Source organism: Wandonia sp. (assembly GCF_984588085.1).
The window spans coordinates 61,344-84,924 of the sequence record NZ_CFIGVI010000008.1 but is presented as its reverse complement, the minus strand read 5'-3'; the positions used below and the strand labels follow the sequence as shown (position 1 = coordinate 84,924).

Below are 23,581 nucleotides of genomic sequence, written 5' to 3'. Positions count from 1 at the left end.
ACATGACGATAGTTTTATTTGCATTACTGCTTCTTGTAGGAGGAGGATTTTTTGCGGTGAATGTGTTGAAGATCAGGAGTAATATCCTGTTGGGTAGAGATGTCGACCGTACGGATAAGCCTTCCGAAAGATGGAAAACCATGCTTTTGGTTGCTTTCGGGCAGAAAAAGATGTTTCAGCGACCTCTTCCGGCGCTATTACACCTCGCAGTTTATTCGGCATTTGTTATTACACAAATTGAACTGATAGAAATTGTTGCTGACGGATTAACGGGAAACCATCGTTTATTTATGTCTTCTTTGGATGGTTTTTACACATTCATGATTTCGTTTATTGAGATTTTATCTGTTTTGGCTTTTATTGCCACGTTTGCATTTTTAGCAAGACGAAATTTACTGAAGGTTCCGCGTTTTGTGAAAAGTGAAATGAACGGATGGCCAAAGTTAGACGCGAATTTGATTCTTATTTTTGAAATTATTCTGGTAACATTCATTTTTATGATGAATGGGGCGGATGAAGTGTTATACAACAGAGGGTTGACACATGCAAATGGAGTAGAGGGAGTTTCCGGAAGTTTTGGGTTTGCGGTTTCACAATTTGTTGGTCCTGCTTTCTTCGGAGGAATGTCAGAAGGAGCTTTACACGTTATTGAACGCATCGGATGGTGGGGACACATTGCAATGGTATTTGTTTTCCTGAATTATCTGCCTTTCTCAAAGCATTTCCATATTTTACTGGCATTTCCGAATACTTATTTTTCCAATCTGGAGAAAAAAGGAAAGTTTACCAATATGGAAGCTGTTACGAAAGAAGTAAAGCTGATGTTGGATCCGAATGCCGATCCTTTTGCTGCTCCGGCTCCTGAAGAAGGAGAAGCTCCTCAACGTTTTGGTGCCAGAGATGTTACTGATTTAACCTGGAAAAACTTACTGGATGCCTATACGTGTACGGAATGTGGAAGGTGTACGGCTGCGTGTCCGGCTAATCAGACAGGCAAAAAACTTTCTCCCCGTAAAATTGTTATGGATACCCGTGATCGTTTGGAGGAAGTAGGGAATAACATCCGGAAAAACGGAAAAGAGTATGACGACGGAAAAAGCCTTATTCATGACTATATTACCGAAGAAGAAATTTGGGCATGTACATCCTGTAATGCTTGCGTTCAGGAATGTCCGGTAAATATTGATCCGTTGAATATAATTATGGAATTACGTCGTTATTCGGTGATGGAAGAGTCTAAGATGCCTGCTGAATTAACGGGAATGTTGACCAATATTGAAAATAACGGAGCTCCCTGGCAGTTTAGTCCGTCTGATCGTTTGAACTGGAAGGACGAGGCATAAAAAGAATTGTGTATGAAGCTGGATGAAAAAATCGAAAACGGAGTTCATGTCAGCCCGGTATTGCCGGAAAGCGTAAAGAATTACCTGATAGATATTGACGGTACCATTTGCGATGACATACCGAATGAAGAGCCGGAAAGAATGGCTACAGCAAATGTGTATCCTGATGCACTTCAAACGTTGAATAAATGGTTTGAGGAAGGTCATTATATTACCTTTTTTACATCCCGGACGGAAGAACACAGAGAAGTTACGGAAGAATGGCTGAAACGTCATGGATTTAAATACCACGGACTTTTGATGGGGAAACCTCGGGGTGGAAATTACCACTGGGTAGATAATCACATTGTCCGGGCAACCCGATTCGAAGGCAAATTTACGGATCTGGTAGAAAAGAAAGTTACGATACAGGTTTTTGAAAACGAATGATATGAGTGAAAGTTTAGTAGTGCCTACTATGGCGGAAATGATGGCGAAAGGAGAAACTCCTGAAATCCTTTTTTGGGTGGGTTGTTCAGGTAGTTTCGATGACCGTGCAAAAAAAATCACTCGGGCAGTTGTGAAGATACTCAATCACTGTAAAGTGAATTTTGCTGTTCTTGGTACGGAGGAAAATTGTACCGGAGATCCGGCAAAAAGAGCAGGAAATGAGTTTTTATTCCAGATGCAGGCCTTCATGAATATTGAAGTACTCAATGCGTACGAAGTTAAGCGCATTGTAACTGCATGTCCTCACTGTTTTAACACATTGAAAAATGAATACCCGGAGTTAGGTGGAAACTACGAAGTAGTGCACCATACACAATTGATTCAACAATTGATTAACGAAGGAAAACTGACGTTGAAAGACGGAGGAACCTTCCGCGGAAAACGAATTACGTTTCATGACCCATGTTACCTTGGGCGGGCAAATGATGTATATGAGGCACCTCGCGAACTGATTGAGAAATTAGATGCTGAATTGGTCGAAATGAAACGTTGTCGTACAAAAGGCTTATGTTGTGGAGCAGGCGGCGCACAAATGTTCAAAGAAGCCGAAAAAGGAAATAAAGAGGTGAACATTGAGCGAACAGAAGATGCATTGGAAGTGAAACCTAATGTCATTGCGACGGGATGTCCTTTCTGTAATACAATGATGACAGACGGTGTGAAGAATTTTAACAAAGAGCAGGAAATCCAGGTTCTGGATGTTGCTGAGTTGATTGCTCAGGCCGGAGATTTATAAGTATGCAACAATTAGAAGTACATTTCACCAGAGATTTGTCACCTGAGAGTAGAGTCTGGGTGTACCAGTCTGACAGACGATTAGAAGAAAACGAGCAGGAACAATTGTCTCAGGAAATAGATGCGTTTGTCCAAAACTGGGCTGCGCATGGTAATGGTTTATTTGCTGATTTCACCTTTATTTCCCCCTATAATTTGGTTGTTGCGGTTGATGACACGAAAGTTCCGCCAAGCGGTTGTTCTATTGATGCTTTCGTGCGCTTCCTGACAGGTTTAGGTGCTAAATATACTCTTGATTTCTTTGTGAGAATGAAAGTTGTAGCTTTTGATGGTGACGATTGGAGCCAACTGAGCTTTGAAGAAGTCTCTGAGAAGGCGGAGAATATACGCATTATTGATCCGACAGTTGATCGATTGGATCGATTGGTTAAGAGCGGACTGACAGAACCACAGTATTCCGGACTGAAAACACTTTTCTAAGATTTTTACAATTTAATTTTTTTGATGCTATAAGGTAGTATTCCCTAATTAGTGGAAAGTGAAACGCTTGTTTTTATCTGTGAACGGTACTACTATTCAAATAAAGTGCTAAATTCACTGATTATAAATAAGTTGTATAGTAATGAAAAAGAATGTTTTGACCACTTTACTATTGGGATGTCTGATTTCTCTGGTGACTCGGGCACAAAAAGATCAGGTAATGCATCCTGTTCTTAATGAACCTGCCGCAGTTGGGATTTTTACCACATTTGAACAGCTGAAAGCTAATACCCCGGATCCTGAATATAAACTGAATATTGATCCGGCTTTTAACATGGAAAGAGCTAACTTAATGGAGAGGGCTAAAGGAGTACCTGTAATAACTTCATCCGGAGAAGAAACAGGAATTCGGCCGACAAAAATGTTTGCGTATTGTGATGGAGAAGATGTATATATCGCTTACGGAACTGCATTCTATAAAATTGAAGATCCCGGTATTTATTCGGTTTTCACGTATGTTTCGGGTGCGTCTAGCGGAAGCTATGGGTCTGCATCTACGAGTTCGCAAGACTATATTCTTGATATGAATTCAGGAAAGATTTACCGTTTGAATAACGGAATTATGAAAAAGCTAGTTTTGAGTAATTATCCTGATTTATTAGAGAAATTCAATAAGGATAAAATGAAATCTACGATGATTCGTTGGTACGTAACAGAAGCAAATAAAAAAGGTAAAAAGTAATAGTCGTATAGATTGCTTATTCAAAAGAGCTTCCTTTGTGAAGCTCTTTTTAGTTTCCTCCGATAGTAAATAGGCCCACAAAACGGGCTTTTCTTGGTTTTGTTCCCTCGACAAATATATAAGGACTGCCATCTTCCTGAAGCATTGGGTAATGTGGATTGTGTTTGCGGGTATTCTTTTTAGAGAAGGTAAAATCATGTACGAGTTTGTTCTGGAAAAAATGACGTATTTGTTCGGCATCAATCCCGATCTCTGCACCTAATTGCTGCGAAAAGGGAAGCAATCTGGAGTAACTGATACTTGCAATTCCGCTACTGTACTTTCCATATAGTGTTTGACTGAGATCCTTATACCCGTATTTCGAAGGATAGTTAGCATCAGTATGACGTATTCCTCCTCTTGTTTCTCCTGTCCATAAACGAATATGAGCACCGATACTATTTAACGAATCCATATAAAAAGCATGAAGCCCAGCAGTCCGGAAACGATCTCTTCCCTGACCTCCGAACAGGTCATTTTCAAATTGAAGCGCAACACGTTGAAACTGTAAACCGAATCTACCCGAAAGTTGTGCTGTTTTTCGATTATCCCAATACCAGAGGAAACTATAGCCAAAAGCCACAGAGCGTTGTGATTGGTGAAACAGAGGATTTACAAACGTTCTGATTTCACCGTTTCTTTTCCCGGCGAGACCAATAAGGCTAATATGAGTCCTGTTTTCTATGAAATTTCCTTTGGGACCGATTCCGGTCAGATAAAACGAACTTTGTGTTCCAATGTTTACCTGAGAAAAAGACGTTAACCAGAATCCGTTTAAATTTATTCCTATCCGATTAACCGGAGTTCCTACGCTAAGAAGCAATTGAGCCTGTATCCCGAATACATGACGCTGTGCAAAGGATACCAACGATAGGACACAGAGGAAAAATAGTATGAGTAAACGTCTGGTCATATCGTACTCCAAACAAAAAATATTCCGAAGTTAATTTACTTCATACGCTCCTATATCCGGTCCAGTTCGTGGAGTACCTTCTATATCACTTCCTGTCGCGTACGTAGAAGAACCACTATTATTTAACGGTGAGGGAAGATTGAATTTGAAATCGTTTTCTTCAATGGAGACAAAATTCGGGTTTTGATTCCACAAACAGCTCAGGAATTGCGGGTCTGTATAAACATCACTATTCTTTATCAGGCAATGGTCAAAGGTGTAACTCATCTGAGGATGATCTTCCAGATCAATGCTTAGCTCATTGGTTTGTCCTCCGTAGATTACACAGTTGGCAAAGAGAGCTTCTTCAATGGCTCTTACGTAAATCGTATTGCCGGTTTTAAAATAATTCTGGAGAACAAACAAGGGAGTTGTTCTTCCCGGAGCATTATAATTAGCAAATGTACAATTGACAAAATTATAGCCTCCTCCGGCAAATAGGTAGGCTGAAGCTATTCCTGCATTATTGATTACACAATTTTCCATCTTTAACCGTGCTCCGGCTACCGGATAAACACCAAAATAACTCTTATTGAAGATCTTTGTGTTTTTGACTTCAACTGTATAGTTAGGGGCAGAGGTGGCAGTAGAGTCAATCTGTACCCCCACTTGTCCGTTTTTAATAATGGCATAATCAATATCTGAAGGTCTTGCCTCTACAAAACGAAGTCCGTACCATTGTCCGGGGACTTCATCGTAAAAACTTTCAAGACGGTCTCCCTGAAAGATGACCTCATTTCCGGGGGTTCCCTGGACAGATAGACTTCCTTTATAGACAAGAAAAGTAGCGTTTTTGTGGAAATGAACCTTTGTTCCGGGAAGTAATGTCAGGGATTTTGCCGAGTCCACAGCGGTATATCCGTAAACAAGGTGGGGTTTGTCAGTGGGCCATACGCCTTCGGTTATATCCCGGTTATGGATATATACGTCCTGTCCCCAAACAGCAAGGTACAAGTATTTGATTTTATTTCCGCGGGTAAACCGAATCGAATCCAGATACACCATCGGATAATTTCCTCCGTTTACGTCCAGTGTTACATCAACAAATCCGAAAAGACTGTCTTTCCCGTACATTTCAATATCTTCATGTACTATACCGGGAGCTCCGTCAAAATTCAGACGAAAAGCAGAATTATCTCCTCCCATCAGCCGGATTTCGTCAAACTTTATTGATCCGTTATTCCCATTATACACCTTAAAATGCTTTGTTGCAGATCCGATAGTAGTGAAAACCGTATCAAACAGCAGGGTATCTGTTGAAAAGGAAAAGTCACCATTGACAAAAATGGAATCCTTTTTACAGGAAGTAACTAATACTCCGGACAAGACCATAAAGAAAACCAGAAATCCGAAAAATCTATTCATATTCCAAAGCTATGTAATTTTTGTCGAATACATTACTAACGTAAAGTTTCTGTGAATATGATTTTTCAATGAAAAAAAACAGTATTCTCGAATATACAGACATGTAAAAACTTTCGTTGAAGTTTCTAAAGTATGAACATATCTATAATACACTAACGTGAAAACGAGATATATAAGATAATTGTTTATATTTACTCAGCTTACTTTTAATAACTGAAAACCAATAAAATCTGATTACTATGTCGGCAAAAGTATTTTTTATCCATGGGTGGTCTGTCAGAACTACTCAGACCTATCAGGCGCTACATTTGAAATTAGCTGAACAGGGATTTGAACTGAAAAATATTTATCTGGGACGTTACGTTTCTCTTGAAAACGAAGTGGAAATTCGCGATATTGCAAAAGCTATGCACAGAGCATTATCTGAGGAGTTGGGAGGAGACTGGTCTCAACCGTTCCACATGATAACACATAGTACCGGAGCGTTGGTAGTGAAATACTGGATATTGAATTATTACAGAGGATCTTTATCCCAACACCAACCATTAAAAAACATAGTGTTTTTAGCAGCCCCCCATTTTGGTTCCCGGTTGGCACATCATGGGAGAACCATGTTAGCGGAAATTATGGAGTTGGGGGAGACAGGTAAGAAGATTCTGGGAGCATTGGAATTGGGGAGTACTTTTTCGTGGGAAGTAAACGAAGGTTTTTTCGATCCGGAGAATTGGGAAGATAAAGGAATCCGTTTGTTTAACCTGATCGGAGACCGGGTAAAACTGGATCGGTTCAAATCAAAAATATTTCCGGCCGCTTATGAACCGGGCTCAGATATGGTGGTTCGTGTTGCTTCGGGAAACCTTAACTTCAGGAGATATGTGTTCGATAGCAGAGATTTGAGTTTTGTCAAACTGAACGAAATAAAAGGAATCCCGTTTGGTGCTCTGTATCGCTATACACATTCCAATGAGGATTTTGGTATCATGAATAGTATCAAAAGAAGAACGAGACTAGATGATCATCAGGCTTTGCAGTATATTGTGAAATGTCTGAAAGTTGATAGTGATGCGGCATATACAGCTGTGTATAATGAATTGAGGGAGGCTACCCGGGAAACGAGAACCAAACGACAGGGGTTTGCTCAACTTGATTTCCGCTTCAGAGATGATGATGGAAAACCGGTTACAGATTACTTGGTTGAACTAGGAGCGATAGTCAACGGAGTAGAAAAACCTTCGAAAACAGTAGCGCAATTACATAAGAACAAATTGAATCCGAATCATCTGACGGTATTTATAAACCTGAAAGAACTCGAACCCGAATTGAATTACTTTATTAATATAAAAGCGGTTTCCGGGTCGGAGCTATATGCTTACCAACCGAACCCTCTGACAATTGAGATGGTTTCCAATACCATTACAGAACTGATTGATGAAGATCATACAACACAAATAGATGTAATATTAGCGCGTGTTCCATCGGAAAACTTGTTTGTATTCCACAAAGGGAATGATCCTGACCTACACGTTACCTGGGATCGATCCGGAAAGGTGAAAAAGAAGAAAGGGAAAATAGCGTAGTAAATGAAAAGTGACTAAAAAACAAAGGAGAGTCAACGGGCGTCAACTCTCCAATGAAAACTTATATTTTACAACTAAACCTGTCTCAAATTTACAATAAAATTTAGAATCACAAAAAAAAATCGGTTTTTTTTTCATAGATCATAAATTCAGGTGTTTAGCAGGTGAGAGGGATGCGTTTTAGTGAAATTCATAATCTGTCCCAGGAACAGTAGAGAAAGAGTTCGGGCCTAAATCTTCGGCATAAGCTCGCTTATCCAGTTTAGGAGATACGGGAGAATGTTTTTGAAGGTATTCTTCGATAACTTCATGAATTGTATATTCTTTGTACTCGATGTCTTTTAGGTTTGGCATACGACACAAATTGTCTTCTGCATCCCCCGGACGTTCGCAGGCAGATACTGTATAATAGTTGTTGTCTACGAGTGGTTTCCCATTAACAGTAATACGTTGGATGCGCTCTCCTTTCGGATTCGTGCTGATAAAGTTTACTTCCATTCCGGAGAAGCGAACCAGCCATCCTCCAAAACGTTCTGTAGGATTTTGAGCGAACGCATTATGCATTTCTTTCTCCAGCCACTCCCGTATTTGTTTACCTGTTGCTTTACCGGTCTTTACGCGTTCATTAACCGGGAGTAAATTCCATAAATTCAATCGTGTAATGGGAGCCGGTTTACCATCTTGCGGTACAATGGGATTACCAAACCGGAAACCATTGGAAACGGAAATATCTGCTCCAGTTTTCCACCTTGCTGCGTCCGTAATCAAATTATCCAATGGGTTTTCTACTGTCAGGTATCTGTAAAGGGGTACGTTTGTATAACCAATAATTGTTTCGAGGTTTTCTTTATAGGGAGCTTTTGCTTTTTCAATTAACGCAGCCAGTTCAGCATCAGCAGGGTAAATTTCAGGATCTACATCCATTAGTTCGTAAGTGTCACCAACCAGTTTTCCATTCACAAAATGTAAATCCAGTTTTCCTACAAATGAACCAAAAGCTCCGGGTTCCGTTACTTTTGCATACTTTCCTTCTATTAATTCCCGGACACGTTCGTGTGTATCATTACCTAAAATGTAGTCTACGTCTTTTGCCAGTTCATTGTTTGCCAGTTCAACCTGTTTAAAGATTCCCAGATGGGTAATAAGAAACACAAGATCTGCTTTTTCTTCGTATTTTACTTTTTGGATAAGTGTCTGCGTCTTTTCGTCAATAGGAGAAAACTCCATCCCTTTACTGAAACTTGGGTTCTGCCGAACGGGTACGTCAGGATCATTGATTCCTATAAATCCTAAACGGATCCCCTCAATTTCTTTTATGTAGTAAGATGGAAATAAATTCTCGCCGTCTGCTTCGTGGAACATATTTTGAGCAATAACAGGTGTGTCGTATGCGTTCAAAACATCCAGCATTTTTTCTTTTCCATACACTACTTCCCAATTACCCGGAATTAGGAGATCAAAATTCATAGTACGTACAAGATCCGGGAAAATAGCACCTTCCGATAAGGTCGCATAACCGCTCCCCTGGATAAAATCTCCTCCGTCTACAATGAATGTACGTCCCGGATTTTTCTTGCGTTCCTGATCAAATAATGTTTTGATGTGTGCCAAACCACCACGTTCCCGAAAAATAATGCTATCATTCTCCCAAAACAATTCCATATGGGGGGAAAGTTGTCCATGAATATCTGCCGTTTGCAGAATAGTGATGGTTAATGTATCGTCTCTCTGCTCTTTGGCATTGTCTAAAGAAACACTTGGCTCCTGACTACATGATGTGAAAAGTCCGGAGAGAATAACTCCCGAAATTAAAAAAGGTTTAAACATAACGAATTGATTTTTAGTTTGTCTACTTATTTCGGATGAAATAAGAAATAGATAATCACGTCTGATCGTTTGCGAAATTAGTGGAAAGAAAACTAAAATAGTGTGACAATTGTCACGTAACGCAGTTGTTTGGGAAATACCTGTATTTTTTCATACTGGTTTTGTAATTTTGGCACAGAATCAAATTCACTGATATGCAGGAGAGGTTGAAAAGAATACTAAAGCCCAAAAATAAGGTACTGAACCCAACGTACAATTTTAAATTGAAGGAAGAAATCATTCTACGGGATTACCTGGCTTTGGAACGGACACGTCTGGCGAATGAAAGAACACTGTTGTCATACATACGGTCCTCCATATATTTATTGTTAGGAGCGGTAACTTTCCTACAGTTAGATAGCTTTGATACCATTCATTGGTTTGGATACCTGACATTAGTATTAAGCGGTGTATTTGCAATTATTGGTTTTGTACGATACTACCGTTTAAAGTTACGATTGGAACGGGAATACTTCAGTAAATCAAAAGGATAAAGAATTAGTACAAGTCCGAACTGTTAAAAAAGAGACTTTCCAAAACGGGTGCATCAGCATCAAAAGAATAGTTAACATCTGCTTTTCCTATTTCAGAAGGAAATACAAAACTCACTTGCCCGGATTTATTCTTTTTATCATTGGTCATAAGAGAAAGAAGTTCCTGCTTTACGGGAGTGAAATCCGGAAGAGGAGGGAAGTGGCTGGCTATCACAGATTGTATCCATGCTCTGTCGATTTCATTTAATACGCCTGTTTTAAATGCCAGTTCAGCTTCCATGGACATTCCCCAGGCAACAGCAATACCATGTGGAACAGGAGATTCTGTGCCGAGCAGATATCCTTCAATTGCATGGCCGGCAGTATGTCCAAAGTTGAGTAGTTTTCGAATTCCATTTTCCTTAGGATCGGCAAGAACAATCTTATTTTTTATGGCAATACTCTCAATAATATCCTCTTCCGTAATTTGTGAAGGGGTTTTTGCGTGTATTGTCTTCCAGTGTGTTTTGGAAAATACAATCGCATGTTTGAGCATTTCTGCATACCCGTTTAGCCATTCTGATTCAGGCAATGAAGACAAGAATCTTTTGTCAATGTATACGGCATCCGGAGTATTGAATACACCGAGTTGATTTTTATAAGGACCAAGATCAATACCTGTTTTTCCGCCAACGGAGGCATCTACCATTGCTAACAAAGTGGTTGGAATATTGATAAAGTGGACCCCCCGTTTAAATACGGAAGCGATAAAACCACCCATGTCTGTAATGACACCACCTCCCAGATTAATAATAAGATCTGAACGTCCCACTCTGTATTCGGACAGTGCTTCCCAAACCTGAAAAGAAACTTCTAGTACCTTGTTTTCTTCACCTGCCGGGAGTAGCATGACTTCGGCATCGGTCAGTTCCTCAAACTGAGTGATTAGAAACTCCAGACAGTATTCGTGTGTGTTTTCGTCTACAATAATAACTTTTTTTGAATCGCTGAACCGGGTAAGTAATTGACTAAAAGAACTTTCTTCAATGTTTCCGGCTTCAATTGTATAATTATCCGATTGTAAAGTGTGAATTGGCATACCTGTTTCTTTGTGAAATTTGATAAAAATCAGTTCAAAAATCGTGAATCTTTTATGAATTGTATCGGTTTTTCGAATTAATTTTGACCCCATGATTTCATTCGAAAACACAAAGATCGCATTTGCTGCTAAAACGAACAAAGATTTACAGCAGGCATATAACTTATTCAAGTTGGTAGGGAACCCCACTTTGGTTAAGTTCGGTAAGTGGTCCACAGATATTGCTCTGAAATTGCATCTGCCGATAAATGGTTTGGTTAAAAAGACCATTTTTCGTCAGTTTTGCGGCGGAGAAACGATCGAAGAGTGTCGAGGGACAATTAAACAGCTTGGGGAGTTTGGAATTGGCACGATACTGGATTATTCGGTAGAAGGTAAAACGAGCCTTGCTGATTTTGAAGCCACAACAAATGAAATCATAGCGACTATTCACGAAGGAAAAAACAATCCACATATTCCTTTCTCCGTATTTAAGGTAACCGGAATTTCCAGATTCGGAATCTTGGAAAAATGCAACAATCCGGAGAATGAGCTAACCCTTGAAGAAAAAAAAGAGTTTCATGGCGTTTTGACACGTGTGGAACGTATTTGTCAGGCCGCTTACGATGCAAAGATCCCGGTATTTATTGATGCAGAGGAAACCTGGATTCAGGATACGATAGATCGTCTTGCTACTTCCATGATGACCAAGTTTAATAAGGAAGAAGTAATTGTTTACAATACCGTTCAGATGTACAGACATGATCGTCTTGAACATATCAGGCAAGCAGTTGCTGAAGCCCGACAGAACGGATACTTTTATGGGGTAAAGTTGGTAAGAGGAGCTTACATGGAAAAAGAGCGTGAGAGAGCTAAAGAGATGGGGTATCCATCACCTATTCAGAAAGACAAAGCTGCATCTGATAACGATTATAACCAGGCACTTGAGTTTCTGATGGATACTATTGATATGTGTGCTTTGGTGGCTGGTTCGCATAACGAAGAAAGTGCGCTTGTATTGACACGATTGATTGCAGATAAAGGAATTGATAATTCAGACAAACGGGTATATTTTGCACAGCTTTTGGGGATGAGTGATCATATTTCGTATAATCTGGCACATCACGGATTTAATGTAGCAAAGTATGTCCCTTATGGTCCTGTAAGAGAGGTAATGCCTTACCTGATCAGAAGAGCAGAGGAAAATACTTCTGTTGCAGGACAGACCAGCCGTGAATTGACATTAATAACAAAAGAGCGGACACGAAGAAAATCAGATAAATAGCCCTGTTAACATTTTGTTAAAAACGAAACCACTCTTTTTTCTGTTCGTATATTCGTCAATACATAAGCTTGTAAAACTTAAAAAAATTAACATGAAAAAGTTATTATTTTCTTTAGCAATTGCCGGAATCGGTTTCTTTATGAATGATGCTACAGCTCAGGAAGTAGCAACAGGTGCAAAAATTGAATTCTCGAAAGAAGTTCACGACTACGGAACAATCACTCAAGGTGGTGATGGTACGTGTGAGTTTGAGTTCAAAAACACAGGAAATGCGCCATTGATTATCCAAACGGCAAAAGGATCTTGCGGTTGTACAGTTCCCAGTTATCCAAAAGAGCCTATCGCTCCGGGAGCAACAGCTACAATTAAAGTAAAATATGATACCAATCGTGTTGGACCCATTAATAAAAGTGTGACAATTACTTCGAACGCTACCAATGAGCCTACGAAAGTAATTCGAATCAAAGGTACTGTAAATGCTGCACCACAAGGAGGTGCTCCTGTAAACAAAGCAGGTGCTCCGAGTGCAAACTAAATAATACGAATGAAGCTATTTTTTGCGATCATACTAATAGCAATGAGTTCCGCCCTTGGCTTTGGTCAGGAGGCGGAACTTCGTTTTGATAAGAAGGTGCATAAGTTCCCGGATGCAGAAGAGGGAGTAGTGTTAACGCATGAATTCTCTTTTGAGAATAAAGGGGATGCTCCTCTTGTGTTTAAAGATTATAAAGTAACCTGTCCCTGTACAAAAGTTAAATTCCCTTCGAAACCAGTGCTGCCGGGAGAAAAGGCTATGCTTGAAGTTACATTCGATACCAAGGGGAAATCGTACTATCAGGACAGAATAATAGAGATTTTTTCCAACTCGAAAAAGGGAACTGAAAAACTTCGAATTAAAGTCTTCGTCAAGTAAATGGAAGAATACCTCAAACCAACCTTTATTCTCGACTTTACTTCGCCGGAAGTTCAGGAGTATATCAATGAATTCAGGGAGTTAAACTCACCGGAAGAACAAGCGAAGGCATTATACCTGAAAGTGCGTGACGGATTTCTGTACGATCCATACCGTCTTGATTTACGACCTGAGGCATTGAAGGCATCTGTAATTCTGAAAAAAAGCAGAGCATGGTGTGTGGAAAAGGCAATCGTATTTGCAGCGGGTTTGAGAGCTTTATCTATTCCTTGTCGTTTAGGGTATGCGATCGTGCAAAATCATATTGGTGTTGAGCGTCTGACGACTATTCTGCGCTCGGAGAAAATAGTATTCCATGGATATGTGGACGTGTACTTAAATGACAAGTGGACAAAAGCGACTCCTGCTTTTGATCACAGAACCTGTTCTCTTTGTGAGGTACAACCGTTGGAATGGAATGCTGATGAGGATTCTTTGTTCCAGGAATACAGCGGGAAAGGTAAGTTTATGGAGTATCACCATGATTATGGAACTTTCCCTGATGTTCCCGTAGAACTGATGAATGAGGAAATGAAAAAGTACTACCCCCATCTTTTTGATGGCACACAGACCAACTCAAGACAGTTTTCTTTTTACCACCTGTGGTCTCCGAAAGACTAAACGCTTATTGATGTACGGTGTAACCTAGCCGCTCAATTGTGTTAACAACGTCTGTATCATTGAATTCACCGGAAACCGTAACATTGCCATTTTCAAGCTCAACTTTTATTTCATTGACGCCCGCAAGTTTACCAACAAATTTCTCGACTTTCTCGACACAATGACCACATGTCATTCCTGATACTTTATATGTTTTTGATGGCATAATATTGGTTTTTATACAATTAGTCTACTACTACAACTAGGTACTTGGAAATTTTCCAGAAAGTTCCAGGATCTTTGATAGAAATAACCTTAGTCCCACCTTTATCTTCAATACTGTAAGAAGAAGAAGGGTGATCACTTACTATCCGGATTTTCTTTCCTACGATAGTGATGGATTTGTTTTTGTTTTTGTCAATAGCTGTAAAATAGTCTTCGTTGAATCCATCTTTAATAGAAGTTTTCTTCCCGATTCCGATAAAACCACCTTCCTGTACAACAACATTATTTTCTTTTAATTCTTTTAATGAACCGTATACATAAAATACCTGATTCAATTCTTTCATGGTTTCGAGTGCAAGTTCCGATTGTTCCATGTAGGCATCAAATAACTTTGAATACTCACGATCAAGATCAGCAAGCTCCGACTGTAAAGACGCAATCATCTCTTCCTGTGAACGCACCTGCTCGGCAAGTCGGGCAACCATTGACTGAAGATCTTCAATCTGAAGGTTTTTATCCTCCAGTTGCTTGTTCAGTGAATTTACTTTTCGGATATTTTCTTCACGCAGAAAATTAATATTCTGAATTTCCTGAATAATCCATTGCTTATCTTCTTCAGTCATATTAATATCACCACTCCGCAAACGGATCTCATGTTCTTTATGGCTGATTTTGGCAACATTTTCCTGAATTTCATTAAACGTGGAGATCGACTCATTAAGCATAGAGTCTTTTTCCTGCATTTCCATTTCAAGCACACGGATTTCATTCTTTAATTTGGCAACTTCTTCACCATTTCCCTGAGGAACATCCGGAGTTTTGTCTGTCTTACAGGAAACAAGGAATAGAACTCCTGCTAAAATTATGTTTGTTAACTTCATATTGATCTGTTTGTCTTCCAACAAAACTAACTATTTATCGCCTGAAAAATTTTATCTTTAGCCAAAATATTGATTTTTATTCGTTAAATAACTTTAAAATAAACCTGTTTTCATGAAGTACCTTAGTTTATTAGTTGCAATTCTTACAGGAGTTGTTGTTTCGGCACAGTCTGTATTGTACAAGTTGGGAATGTCAAATCCCCAGACGCATTACTTTGAAGTTGAGATGATACTAACAGACTTTAAAACAGAAACGCTGGATTTAAAGATGCCGGTATGGGCTCCGGGGTCATATCTGGTACGGGAGTTTCCGTCAAATGTCAATTTGGTGAAGGTGTATGATGAAAAGGGAAATCCACTTGAGGTAAATAAAACGGATAAGAATACGTGGAGAGTTGAAGCAGGAAAAGCTAAGAAAGTAAGAGTCAATTATGAGGTATACGCATTTGACCTGACCGTTCGTACCAGCTTTTTGGATCTGACGCACGGATACATCAACGGAACAAGTGTTTTTATGTACGTCGATGGATTTAAAGAGCTTGCCGGAGATTTGATTATTACACCTCACTATTCTTTTAAGAAGGTAACAACTGCATTGCCAAAAAGAAGTGAACAAATAGCAGCTGACGGCACTTTCCTGTATCGATTTGATAATTTTGATCAGTTGGTAGATTGTCCTATCGAGATAGGGAATCAGGTAGAGTTTTCTTTTACAGCGGCAGGAATTCCGCATCATGTTGCTATATATGGTGAAGGGAACTATAACATCGAGCGTTTGAAGTATGATATGGCTAAAATAGTGGAGTCTACTACCCATGTTTTCGGATTTAATCCGAATGATGAGTACTGGTTTATTATTCACAACACGACAAACGGTGGGGGAGGACTTGAGCACACAAACTCAACAACGTTAAATGTACGTCGTTGGTCGTATGAAGGATCCTCATATCTGGGATTCCTTAGTTTGGTAGCTCATGAATATTTTCACTTGTGGAATGTAAAACGTTTACGTCCGATTGAACTGGGACCGTTTGATTATGACAAAGAAAACTATACATCATTACTTTGGGTGATGGAAGGATTTACTTCCTACTATGACGAGTTAATTCTCCGAAGAGCAGGATTTTATTCAGAGGATGAATATCTGAATAAACTTTTTGCTACGTTGAATGCTGTCGAAAACCAACCGGGAAATAAAATACAGCCTGTGGCGCACGCGAGTTTTGATGCATGGATCAAAGCCTATCGTCCAAATGAAAATAGTTATAATACAACGATCTCTTATTACAGCAAAGGGCAATTGATAGGGTTGGTATGTGATGCGATGATTATTGATGCGACCAATGGTAAAAAATCACTGGATGATTTTATGCAGGTGATGTACGATAAGTACTACGTTAAGGCAAAGCGAGGATTTACCGAAGATGAATTTAAGAAAGAGATGGAAGCCATTGTCGGTAAAAAACTGGATCAATTCTTTGAGGGGTATATCCATGGAACCGAAACAATTGATTACAACAAGTATTTGTCCATGGTAGGTTTACGCGTAACGAATAACGGAACACCGGAACCTTTCTTCGGAACTTCTCTTTCGGAAGATAACGGAAAGCTCATCGTAAAAAGAGTACAGTCCGGAAGTGCTGCAGAAACAGCAGGGGTCAGTGCAAATGATGAAATTTTGGCGGTAAACGGATTCAGAGCCAGTCAAAAAGGGTTCAGTGATTATCTGGGATCCTTAATGGTAGGGGATGCGTTTAAGTTATTGGTTTCCCGTGACGGTGTTTTGATGGAGTTGGATGCCTATATGGGAGAAATTATCAGAGCTCAGTACAGGCCTGCTTTGATCGATGATGCAAAAAAGGAAAAATTATTGCGTTACTGGTTAAGAGAAAAATAAAGAATGCAGTCAAAAGCACAGACTGTTGATGCTTATTTTAAGGAATTACCTGAGGATAGAAAAGAAGCTATGTCAAGACTTCGGACTACAATCCTTGAGAATCTTCCAAAGGGTTTTGCTGAAGTTATGAGCCATGGTATGGTAGGATATGTTGTTCCGCATGAGCTATATCCCGCCGGCTACCATTGTAACCCTGAACAACCGCTTCCGTTTCTGGGAATGGCATCTCAGAAAAATGCGATCTCATTTTACCACATGGGAATGTACGCAAATCAAGAATTACTGAATTGGTTTGTGCAAGAGTATCCCAAACATTGTTCGCTGAAACTGGATATGGGGAAAAGCTGTGTTCGGTTTAAAAAAACGGACAAAATTCCGTTTGGTTTAATTGGTGAACTGGTACGTAAAATGTCTCCTGAAGAATGGATTGAAATCTACGAAAAAGAAGTAAAGAGAAAATAGCTCCTACACTGACTTATTTTAAATTGCTTTCATACGGCATGCGGTTCATGATCGACCGGCTTAACGTCAATTCATCAGCATAATGAAGTTCCGATCCGACAGCAACTCCTCTGGAAAGTGTGGAAATAATTACTGGAAATTCCTTTAGTTTTTTATAGAGGTAGAAGTTGGTGGTGTCTCCTTCCATTGTAGCATTAAGCGCCAGTATAATTTCATGCACTTCACCGGTTTTGGCTTTTTCAAGTAATGAAGGAATATTCAGATCCGAAGGTCCTATTCCTTCCATCGGTGAGATAATTCCTCCCAATACATGATAGATCCCTTTGAAAGAAGAAGTGGCTTCTATAGCCATGATATCGCGCAAATCCTCAACAACGCAAATCACCGAATGATCCCGTCGCGGATTGAGACAAATTTCACAAATTTCGCCATCAGAGATATTTCCACAGGAAGCGCAGGTCTTTACTTCTTTTTTCATTCGGGCAAACGCATCGGAAAATCGTTTTACATCTGATTCCTCTTGTTTTAAAAGATGTAATACAAGACGAAGAGCAGTCTTTTTTCCTACTCCCGGAAGAGAAGCCATCTGTTCAACTGCCTCCTCAATATATCTGGATGGGATATTCACAGCACGAAGGTACGTAACAATAAAAAAATAGCAGCGTAAAGAAAACAAAAAATGCACGGACTAAACAGAAATCCGTGCACTTAACTATGTACGTAAATTGATTATTTGTTTTTCAGAAGATCGCGAATTTCACCGAGCAACACTTCTTCTTTGGAAGGCGCGGGTGGTGCAGCAGGAGCTTCTTCTTTTTTCTTTTTCATTCTGTTAACTCCTTTCACCAAAAAGAACATAAAGAAAGCCACGATAATGAACTCCAGTGTTACACCGATAAAATCACCGTACAACACACTCACTTCAGGTGTGGTTATTTCTCCGGCATCATTTGTGACAGCTTCTCGTACGACCCATTTCCACTGGCTCATATCTTTCCCCTGAATTAACCCTACTAGTGGCATTACCATTCCTTTTATAAAAGCTCCCGTTACTTTCGTAAAGGCTGCCCCCATAACAAAACCTACCGCCAGATCAACCAGATTGCCTTTCATGGCAAAATCCTTAAATTCCTTAATAAATCCCATACGAATAAATAATTGTGTTATGCCGAAAGTAGTGATATTTAGCATGAAAATCCAAATGCCTAAGTGAAAAAAAAATAAAACGGACAACCATTTTGTACCACGATTGTTTGTCTTTTGTATCTTTCGAAAAAAGAATGAGATGATCAGAACAGCTTTATTATTGCTATTTACACTTGTTGTTGTTCCCGTTTTTACCTATTATTTTGATGATTCGCTACAGCCTGAAATTCAATCGGTTTTAACCGGGTTATTTTATATTGCAGGAGCAATTGCAGTGTATTGTTTTGTTGTAGGAGAACTGACAAAAAACTACTCTCAGGTAGATAAATTGTGGAGTATCTCTCCGTTGATTTATGCCTGGTACATTGCACACTCAGTTGGTTATACCGAACGCTCTGTACTAATGGCTGTAATGGTGTCGGTCTGGGGGGCGCGTCTTACTTTTAATTTTGCGCGTAGGGGAGGGTATTCCTGGAAATTCTGGACAGGTGAAGAAGATTACAGGTGGCCTGTACTCAGAGAAATGGCACCGTTAAATCGTCCGTGGGTATTTTCACTTTTTAATCTGTTGTTTATTTCTGGATATCAGAATGCTCTGATACTGTTATTTACACTTCCTGCACTATATGCTGTACAAACCGATACGCCGTTAAACTGGTTGGATTATACGGCTGCATTTTTTGTGCTCTTGTTTGTTATAATTGAGTTTATTTCAGATCAACAACAATATGACTTTCAGACGGAAAAATATCGTAGAATTAAAGAAGGAATTCCTTTGGAAGGAAAATATAAAAAGGGATTTGTAGCAGAAGGGCTTTGGTCGGTTGTGCGGCATCCGAATTATATGGCAGAACAATGCGTTTGGATTTCTTTCTATTTCTTCAGTGTGGCAGCTTCGGGAAATTGGCTAAACTGGTCTGTTTCGGGAGCTTTATTATTGGTTATTCTATTCAAAGGAAGCTCTGATTTCAGTGAAAACATATCTGCCGGAAAATACCCGGATTACAAAGAATATCAGAAGAAAGTACCTCGTTTTATTCCCTTTACTAAGTAATCAGAAAGGGGGAGGGGTACAGGTATCCGAAAAATTACACTCGTAGCCAGAGCTTCTTCCGGAATTGCATTTTAGGGAGCGACAAAGGCGTATATCAAAAATTTTTCGCGTAGTTTTTGTTAAAAGTGTAAGGGATTTATGTAACAACACTCAGTTCCGGGGATCTAGATAAAAGTAATAGTTGGGATAGCAATAATGATTCCACATGGGCTGATTTACCGGGTTGTGAAAAAGAGGAGAATGGTTGAAATAACGTAACTTAACAACATAATAATCAACGAAACACTACAAAGTGAAAACAATGTCGTATCTTTGCACCCAATTTTAAATAAATTTATGACTTTTAATGAATTAGGGTTACGGCCGGAAGTTCTTCAAGCTCTTGAAAATATGAACTTTACAACGCCAACACCTATACAGGAGAAAGCCATACCCCACCTTTTGTCCGGAGAGAGTGATTTTGTGGGATTGGCGCAGACAGGAACGGGGAAAACAGCAGCATTTGGATTACCACTTTTAAGTATTATCGATTGGTCGAACAAATTTCCGCAGGGAATTATTATATGTCCGACCCGTGAGCTATGTCTCCAGATTACAAAAGATTTAACTGCTTTTGGAGAATACCTTAAGCCGGAGACAGTAGTAGCTGTATACGGAGGAGCTGATATCAGAAGACAGATTACACAAATCAAAAAGGGAGCAAATATTATTGTAGCTACTCCCGGGCGTTTGGTTGATTTGATCAAACGTAAGGCAATTGACCTGAACCGTATAGAAACGGTTGTGTTGGATGAGGCAGACGAAATGTTGAATATGGGGTTCAAAGAAGATATCGATATGATTCTTAGCCAGACTCCGGATTACAAAAATGTTTGGCTTTTTTCAGCAACAATGCCGAAGGAAGTTGCTCAGATTTCAAAGAATTATATGCTGGATCCGTTGGAGGTTTCCATCGGACATAAAAATCAGAGTAACGAAAATATCGATCACATATACTATGTAGTGAAAGAACGGGATCGTTATCTGGCACTGAAACGATTAATTGATGTCAATCCTGAAATTTTCGGACTGGTGTTTTGTCGTACGCGAAGAGAAACACAGGATGTAGCTGAAAAATTAGGGAAAGAAGGATACAGTGCAGAACCATTACACGGAGATTTATCTCAGGCACAACGTGATCGTGTTATGGATCGCTTCAGAAGAAAAGATTTGCAACTATTGGTTGCTACTGACGTGGCTGCTCGTGGTATTGATGTAGATAATATTTCGCACGTTATCAATTATAACTTGCCGGATGATATTGAAAATTATACACACAGGAGTGGTAGAACAGCACGTGCAGGGCGTAAAGGTGAGTCTCTTGTTTTAATTAATCCGAAGGAAAAGTTCAAAATTAAGGCTATTGAGAAGCAGATGAGAACAACGTTTACGTTAGGTGAAATTCCTAGTACGGAACAAGTGTTCCAGACGCAGTTGAATTCCATTGTTCAGAAAGTAGTGGCAGCGCCATTGCGTCATGAAGAATTGGATGAATTCATGCCTCAGATTATTGAAATGTTTGAAGGACATTCCAAAGAGGAGGTGATTCAACAATTTGTGAGCGCTGAATTCGCCCGCTTCCTGGAATTTTACAGAAACGCATCAGATCTTAATGCTAAAGCTTCCAGAGATGATCGTGGAGGTGATGATCGAAAAGAAAGAGGAAGAAGGAGAGACAGCGACGGAAATGCACAGCGTTACTTTGTAAACCTTGGACGAAAGGATGGCTTGAATCCAGGAGGTTTATTGCGTGTGATTTGTGACGAAACAGGTTTGAATTCAAGTGATATTGGTCGTATCGATATTAAAGAAGCATTTTCATTCTTTGAAACAAAACCCGAATTAGCGAACCTTATTCTGGATGCATCGCGCAGAGCAGAGTTTGAAGGGAAGTCGCTTAATGTTGAATTGACCAAGGATGCCGGAGGCGGAAGATCAGGGGGGCGTTCCAGAGGAGGTTCATCTTCTTCTTCGGGAGGAAGACGTTCAGGAGGATCAAAATTTGGTTCTAAAGGATCATCATCAAAGTCCGGAGGATTTAAAGGTAAAAGAAGTTCAAAAAAGTCATATTAATTTAGTGCATGGAAATCAGAAACATCGCAATTATTGCACACGTTGACCACGGTAAGACAACCCTGGTTGACCGAATGATCGAAGCAGGTGAAAGTTCTCTCGAAAAGAAAGAATCGGGAGGAGACCTGATAATGGATAACAATGATCTTGAAAGAGAAAGAGGAATTACAATTGTTTCCAAAAACGTATCCGTTCAGTATAAGGACACTAAGGTCAATATCATTGATACTCCGGGTCACGCCGACTTTGGTGGTGAGGTAGAACGTGTATTGAATATGGCTGATGGTGTTTGTTTGTTGGTAGATGCTTTTGAAGGGCCTATGCCACAGACGCGCTTTGTACTTCAGAAAGCACTTCAAATTGGTTTGAAACCGCTGGTTGTAATCAATAAAGTAGATAAGGACAACTGTACACCTGAAGAAGTACACGAAAAAGTCTTTGATCTGATGTTCGAACTGGATGCTAATGAAGAGCAGTTAGAGTTTGCGACGATATATGGTTCTGCAAAGAACGGATGGATGTCAGAAGACTACAAGCAACCTACTGATAGTATCACGCCCCTGTTGGATAAAATTCTGGAGTATTTCCCACCACGTAAAATCGAGGCCGGGAATACGCAAATGCTGATTACTTCACTGGATTTCTCTTCCTATGTTGGACGTATTGCAATCGGACGATTGAACCGTGGCGAATTGAAAGAAAATATGCCGGTTATTCTGTCAAAAAGAGACGGGAAACAGGAAAAACATCGTATTAAAGAGGTGTTTGTTTTCGATGGAATAGAGCGAAAAAAGGTATCTGAAGTGCAGGCAGGAGATGTTTGTGCTGTTACGGGAATTGAAGGTTTTGAAATCGGAGATACAATCTGTGATGCCGAAAATCCTCAGCCCCTGCCAAGTATTGCTATTGATGAGCCAACTATGAGTATGTTGTTCAGTATTAATGACTCACCTTTCTTTGGTAAGGAAGGTAAGTTTGTTACATCGCGTCATATTCAGGAACGTCTTGAGAAAGAATTAGAAAAAAACCTTGCGATGCGTGTTGAGCAGGGAGCAACAGCTGATAAATGGATTGTGTTCGGTCGTGGAGTAATGCACTTGTCTGTTTTGATTGAGACGATGCGACGCGAAGGATACGAACTTCAGGTAGGACAGCCTCAGGTGATTGTTAAGGAGATTGACGGAGTAAAGTGTGAGCCTGTAGAGGAATTGACAATCGATCTACCGGAAGAGCATTCAGGAACGGCTGTTGAAGCAGTATCGAAGCGTAAAGGAGAAATGACGGATATGGAACCAAAAGGAAACCGAATGATTATACGTTTCCTTATTCCATCGCGGGGAATTATCGGTTTGCGTAACTTTCTGTTGACACAAACAGCTGGTGAAGCGATTATGACACACCGATTCCTTGAGTTTCAACCTTATAAAGGTGAGATTCCCGGACGTATGAACGGATCATTAATATCGATGGAACAGGGGGCAGCAATTCCTTATTCATTGAACAATCTTCAGGAAAGAGGTCGTTTCTTTGTGGAGCCAAACCAGGAAATTTATGAAGGTCAGGTGATCGGGGAAAATTCGCGTCAGGGAGATCTTGTTGTGAATGTCACGAAAACTAAAAAGCTGACAAATATGCGGTCTTCCGGGGCAGATGACAAGGTCAAATTGGCACCCCCAAAACGATTCAGTCTGGAAGAAGCGTTGGAATATATTCAATCGGATGAATATGTGGAAGTTACTCCACAAACAATTCGTTTGAGAAAGATTTTATTGAAAGAGCACGATAGAAAACGTGCCGGAGGAAAATAAGTACAAGGAAAAATGAGTGG

The 23,581-nt window shown here is 39.8% G+C and carries 24 protein-coding genes; 16 read left to right on the top strand and 8 right to left on the bottom strand.

Annotated elements, in window-relative coordinates:
• The first annotated feature begins 2 nt into the window (after positions 1 to 2).
• The 5 genes from AC4PL9_RS05100 to AC4PL9_RS05080 all read left to right on the top strand — a co-directional run bounded on the left by AC4PL9_RS05100 (position 3) and on the right by AC4PL9_RS05080 (position 3,789).
• Positions 3 to 1,343 (top strand): 4Fe-4S dicluster domain-containing protein, encoded by a 1,341-nt coding sequence (locus AC4PL9_RS05100; protein ID WP_491603696.1) that lies wholly within the window; start codon positions 3 to 5, stop codon positions 1,341 to 1,343.
• Positions 1,344 to 1,355: 12 nt separating this feature from the next.
• Positions 1,356 to 1,772 (top strand): LNS2 domain-containing protein, encoded by a 417-nt coding sequence (locus AC4PL9_RS05095; protein ID WP_491603695.1) that lies wholly within the window; start codon positions 1,356 to 1,358, stop codon positions 1,770 to 1,772.
• A gap of 1 nt (position 1,773) precedes the next feature.
• Positions 1,774 to 2,568: a (Fe-S)-binding protein gene (locus tag AC4PL9_RS05090; protein WP_491603694.1), complete on the top strand. Its 795-nt coding sequence runs from the start codon at positions 1,774 to 1,776 to the stop codon at positions 2,566 to 2,568.
• A gap of 2 nt (positions 2,569 to 2,570) precedes the next feature.
• Positions 2,571 to 3,047, top strand: coding sequence for a hypothetical protein (locus tag AC4PL9_RS05085; protein WP_491603693.1), 477 nt, complete (start codon positions 2,571 to 2,573; stop codon positions 3,045 to 3,047).
• Positions 3,048 to 3,189: 142 nt separating this feature from the next.
• Entirely contained in the window at positions 3,190 to 3,789 is a 600-nt protein-coding gene (locus AC4PL9_RS05080) for a hypothetical protein (RefSeq protein WP_491603692.1), read from the top strand.
• A gap of 49 nt (positions 3,790 to 3,838) precedes the next feature.
• Here the strand turns inward: AC4PL9_RS05080 and AC4PL9_RS05075 are convergent, their stop codons facing one another.
• Complete coding sequence (locus AC4PL9_RS05075) at positions 3,839 to 4,753, bottom strand: polymorphic toxin type 23 domain-containing protein (protein WP_491603691.1); 915 nt, start codon at positions 4,751 to 4,753, stop codon at positions 3,839 to 3,841.
• An 18-nt stretch (positions 4,754 to 4,771) separates the two neighbouring features.
• Positions 4,772 to 6,145 (bottom strand): right-handed parallel beta-helix repeat-containing protein, encoded by a 1,374-nt coding sequence (locus tag AC4PL9_RS05070; protein ID WP_491603690.1) that lies wholly within the window; start codon positions 6,143 to 6,145, stop codon positions 4,772 to 4,774.
• A 239-nt stretch (positions 6,146 to 6,384) separates the two neighbouring features.
• On the opposite strand from AC4PL9_RS05070, the gene AC4PL9_RS05065 reads away from it, so the two are divergent.
• The gene (locus AC4PL9_RS05065) at positions 6,385 to 7,722 is read left to right on the top strand and encodes an esterase/lipase family protein (protein ID WP_491603689.1); all 1,338 of its coding nucleotides are present in this window, start codon (positions 6,385 to 6,387) and stop codon (positions 7,720 to 7,722) included.
• A 180-nt stretch (positions 7,723 to 7,902) separates the two neighbouring features.
• Here the strand turns inward: AC4PL9_RS05065 and AC4PL9_RS05060 are convergent, their stop codons facing one another.
• Positions 7,903 to 9,549, bottom strand: coding sequence for a bifunctional metallophosphatase/5'-nucleotidase (locus AC4PL9_RS05060; protein ID WP_491603688.1), 1,647 nt, complete (start codon positions 9,547 to 9,549; stop codon positions 7,903 to 7,905).
• 194 nt (positions 9,550 to 9,743) lie between these two features.
• On the opposite strand from AC4PL9_RS05060, the gene AC4PL9_RS05055 reads away from it, so the two are divergent.
• The gene (locus tag AC4PL9_RS05055) at positions 9,744 to 10,082 is read left to right on the top strand and encodes a DUF202 domain-containing protein (RefSeq protein WP_491603687.1); all 339 of its coding nucleotides are present in this window, start codon (positions 9,744 to 9,746) and stop codon (positions 10,080 to 10,082) included.
• Positions 10,083 to 10,086: 4 nt separating this feature from the next.
• On the opposite strand, the gene aroB is transcribed toward AC4PL9_RS05055, so the two are convergent.
• A complete protein-coding gene (gene aroB, locus AC4PL9_RS05050; RefSeq protein ID WP_491603686.1) occupies positions 10,087 to 11,160 on the bottom strand; it encodes a 3-dehydroquinate synthase in 1,074 nt (357 codons plus the stop codon).
• Positions 11,161 to 11,251: 91 nt separating this feature from the next.
• Between aroB and AC4PL9_RS05045 the strand changes: the two genes are divergently transcribed.
• From AC4PL9_RS05045 to AC4PL9_RS05030, 4 genes are all read left to right on the top strand, one after another.
• Positions 11,252 to 12,424, top strand: coding sequence for a proline dehydrogenase family protein (locus tag AC4PL9_RS05045; RefSeq protein ID WP_491603685.1), 1,173 nt, complete (start codon positions 11,252 to 11,254; stop codon positions 12,422 to 12,424).
• A gap of 91 nt (positions 12,425 to 12,515) precedes the next feature.
• Complete coding sequence (locus AC4PL9_RS05040; RefSeq protein WP_491603684.1) at positions 12,516 to 12,959, top strand: DUF1573 domain-containing protein; 444 nt, start codon at positions 12,516 to 12,518, stop codon at positions 12,957 to 12,959.
• Positions 12,960 to 12,968: 9 nt separating this feature from the next.
• Positions 12,969 to 13,337, top strand: a complete 369-nt coding sequence (locus tag AC4PL9_RS05035; protein ID WP_491603683.1) for a DUF1573 domain-containing protein — start codon at positions 12,969 to 12,971, stop codon at positions 13,335 to 13,337.
• On the top strand, positions 13,338 to 13,997 hold the full coding sequence (locus tag AC4PL9_RS05030) for a transglutaminase-like domain-containing protein (protein ID WP_491603682.1): 660 nt from the start codon (positions 13,338 to 13,340) through the stop codon (positions 13,995 to 13,997). It abuts the gene before it with no gap.
• Positions 13,998 to 14,001: 4 nt separating this feature from the next.
• Here AC4PL9_RS05030 and AC4PL9_RS05025 read toward each other — a convergent pair whose 3' ends face one another.
• A complete protein-coding gene (locus tag AC4PL9_RS05025; protein WP_491603681.1) occupies positions 14,002 to 14,202 on the bottom strand; it encodes a heavy-metal-associated domain-containing protein in 201 nt (66 codons plus the stop codon).
• Between the two features lie 19 nt (positions 14,203 to 14,221).
• The gene (locus tag AC4PL9_RS05020; RefSeq protein WP_491603680.1) at positions 14,222 to 15,082 is read right to left on the bottom strand and encodes a Cbp1 family collagen-binding glycoprotein adhesin; all 861 of its coding nucleotides are present in this window, start codon (positions 15,080 to 15,082) and stop codon (positions 14,222 to 14,224) included.
• Positions 15,083 to 15,194: 112 nt separating this feature from the next.
• Here AC4PL9_RS05020 and AC4PL9_RS05015 point away from each other — a divergent pair, with 112 nt between their 5' ends.
• Together AC4PL9_RS05015 and AC4PL9_RS05010 are read left to right on the top strand one after the other, a co-directional pair.
• Positions 15,195 to 16,979 (top strand): M61 family metallopeptidase, encoded by a 1,785-nt coding sequence (locus AC4PL9_RS05015; RefSeq protein ID WP_491603679.1) that lies wholly within the window; start codon positions 15,195 to 15,197, stop codon positions 16,977 to 16,979.
• A 3-nt stretch (positions 16,980 to 16,982) separates the two neighbouring features.
• Positions 16,983 to 17,441, top strand: a complete 459-nt coding sequence (locus AC4PL9_RS05010) for a DUF1801 domain-containing protein (RefSeq protein ID WP_491603678.1) — start codon at positions 16,983 to 16,985, stop codon at positions 17,439 to 17,441.
• Between the two features lie 13 nt (positions 17,442 to 17,454).
• Here AC4PL9_RS05010 and recR read toward each other — a convergent pair whose 3' ends face one another.
• Positions 17,455 to 18,069: a recombination mediator RecR gene (recR, locus tag AC4PL9_RS05005; protein WP_491603677.1), complete on the bottom strand. Its 615-nt coding sequence runs from the start codon at positions 18,067 to 18,069 to the stop codon at positions 17,455 to 17,457.
• Between the two features lie 101 nt (positions 18,070 to 18,170).
• Positions 18,171 to 18,587: a large-conductance mechanosensitive channel protein MscL gene (gene mscL, locus AC4PL9_RS05000; RefSeq protein WP_491603676.1), complete on the bottom strand. Its 417-nt coding sequence runs from the start codon at positions 18,585 to 18,587 to the stop codon at positions 18,171 to 18,173.
• Positions 18,588 to 18,726: 139 nt separating this feature from the next.
• Here mscL and AC4PL9_RS04995 point away from each other — a divergent pair, with 139 nt between their 5' ends.
• The 3 genes from AC4PL9_RS04995 to typA all read left to right on the top strand — a co-directional run bounded on the left by AC4PL9_RS04995 (position 18,727) and on the right by typA (position 23,561).
• Complete coding sequence (locus tag AC4PL9_RS04995) at positions 18,727 to 19,641, top strand: DUF1295 domain-containing protein (protein WP_491603675.1); 915 nt, start codon at positions 18,727 to 18,729, stop codon at positions 19,639 to 19,641.
• Positions 19,642 to 20,031: 390 nt separating this feature from the next.
• Positions 20,032 to 21,753, top strand: a complete 1,722-nt coding sequence (locus tag AC4PL9_RS04990) for a DEAD/DEAH box helicase (protein ID WP_491603674.1) — start codon at positions 20,032 to 20,034, stop codon at positions 21,751 to 21,753.
• 8 nt (positions 21,754 to 21,761) lie between these two features.
• Positions 21,762 to 23,561 carry a translational GTPase TypA gene (gene typA / locus AC4PL9_RS04985; protein WP_491603673.1) on the top strand — a complete coding sequence of 600 codons (1,800 nt, stop codon included), beginning with the start codon at positions 21,762 to 21,764 and terminating at the stop codon, positions 23,559 to 23,561.
• Positions 23,562 to 23,581: the final 20 nt, after the last annotated feature.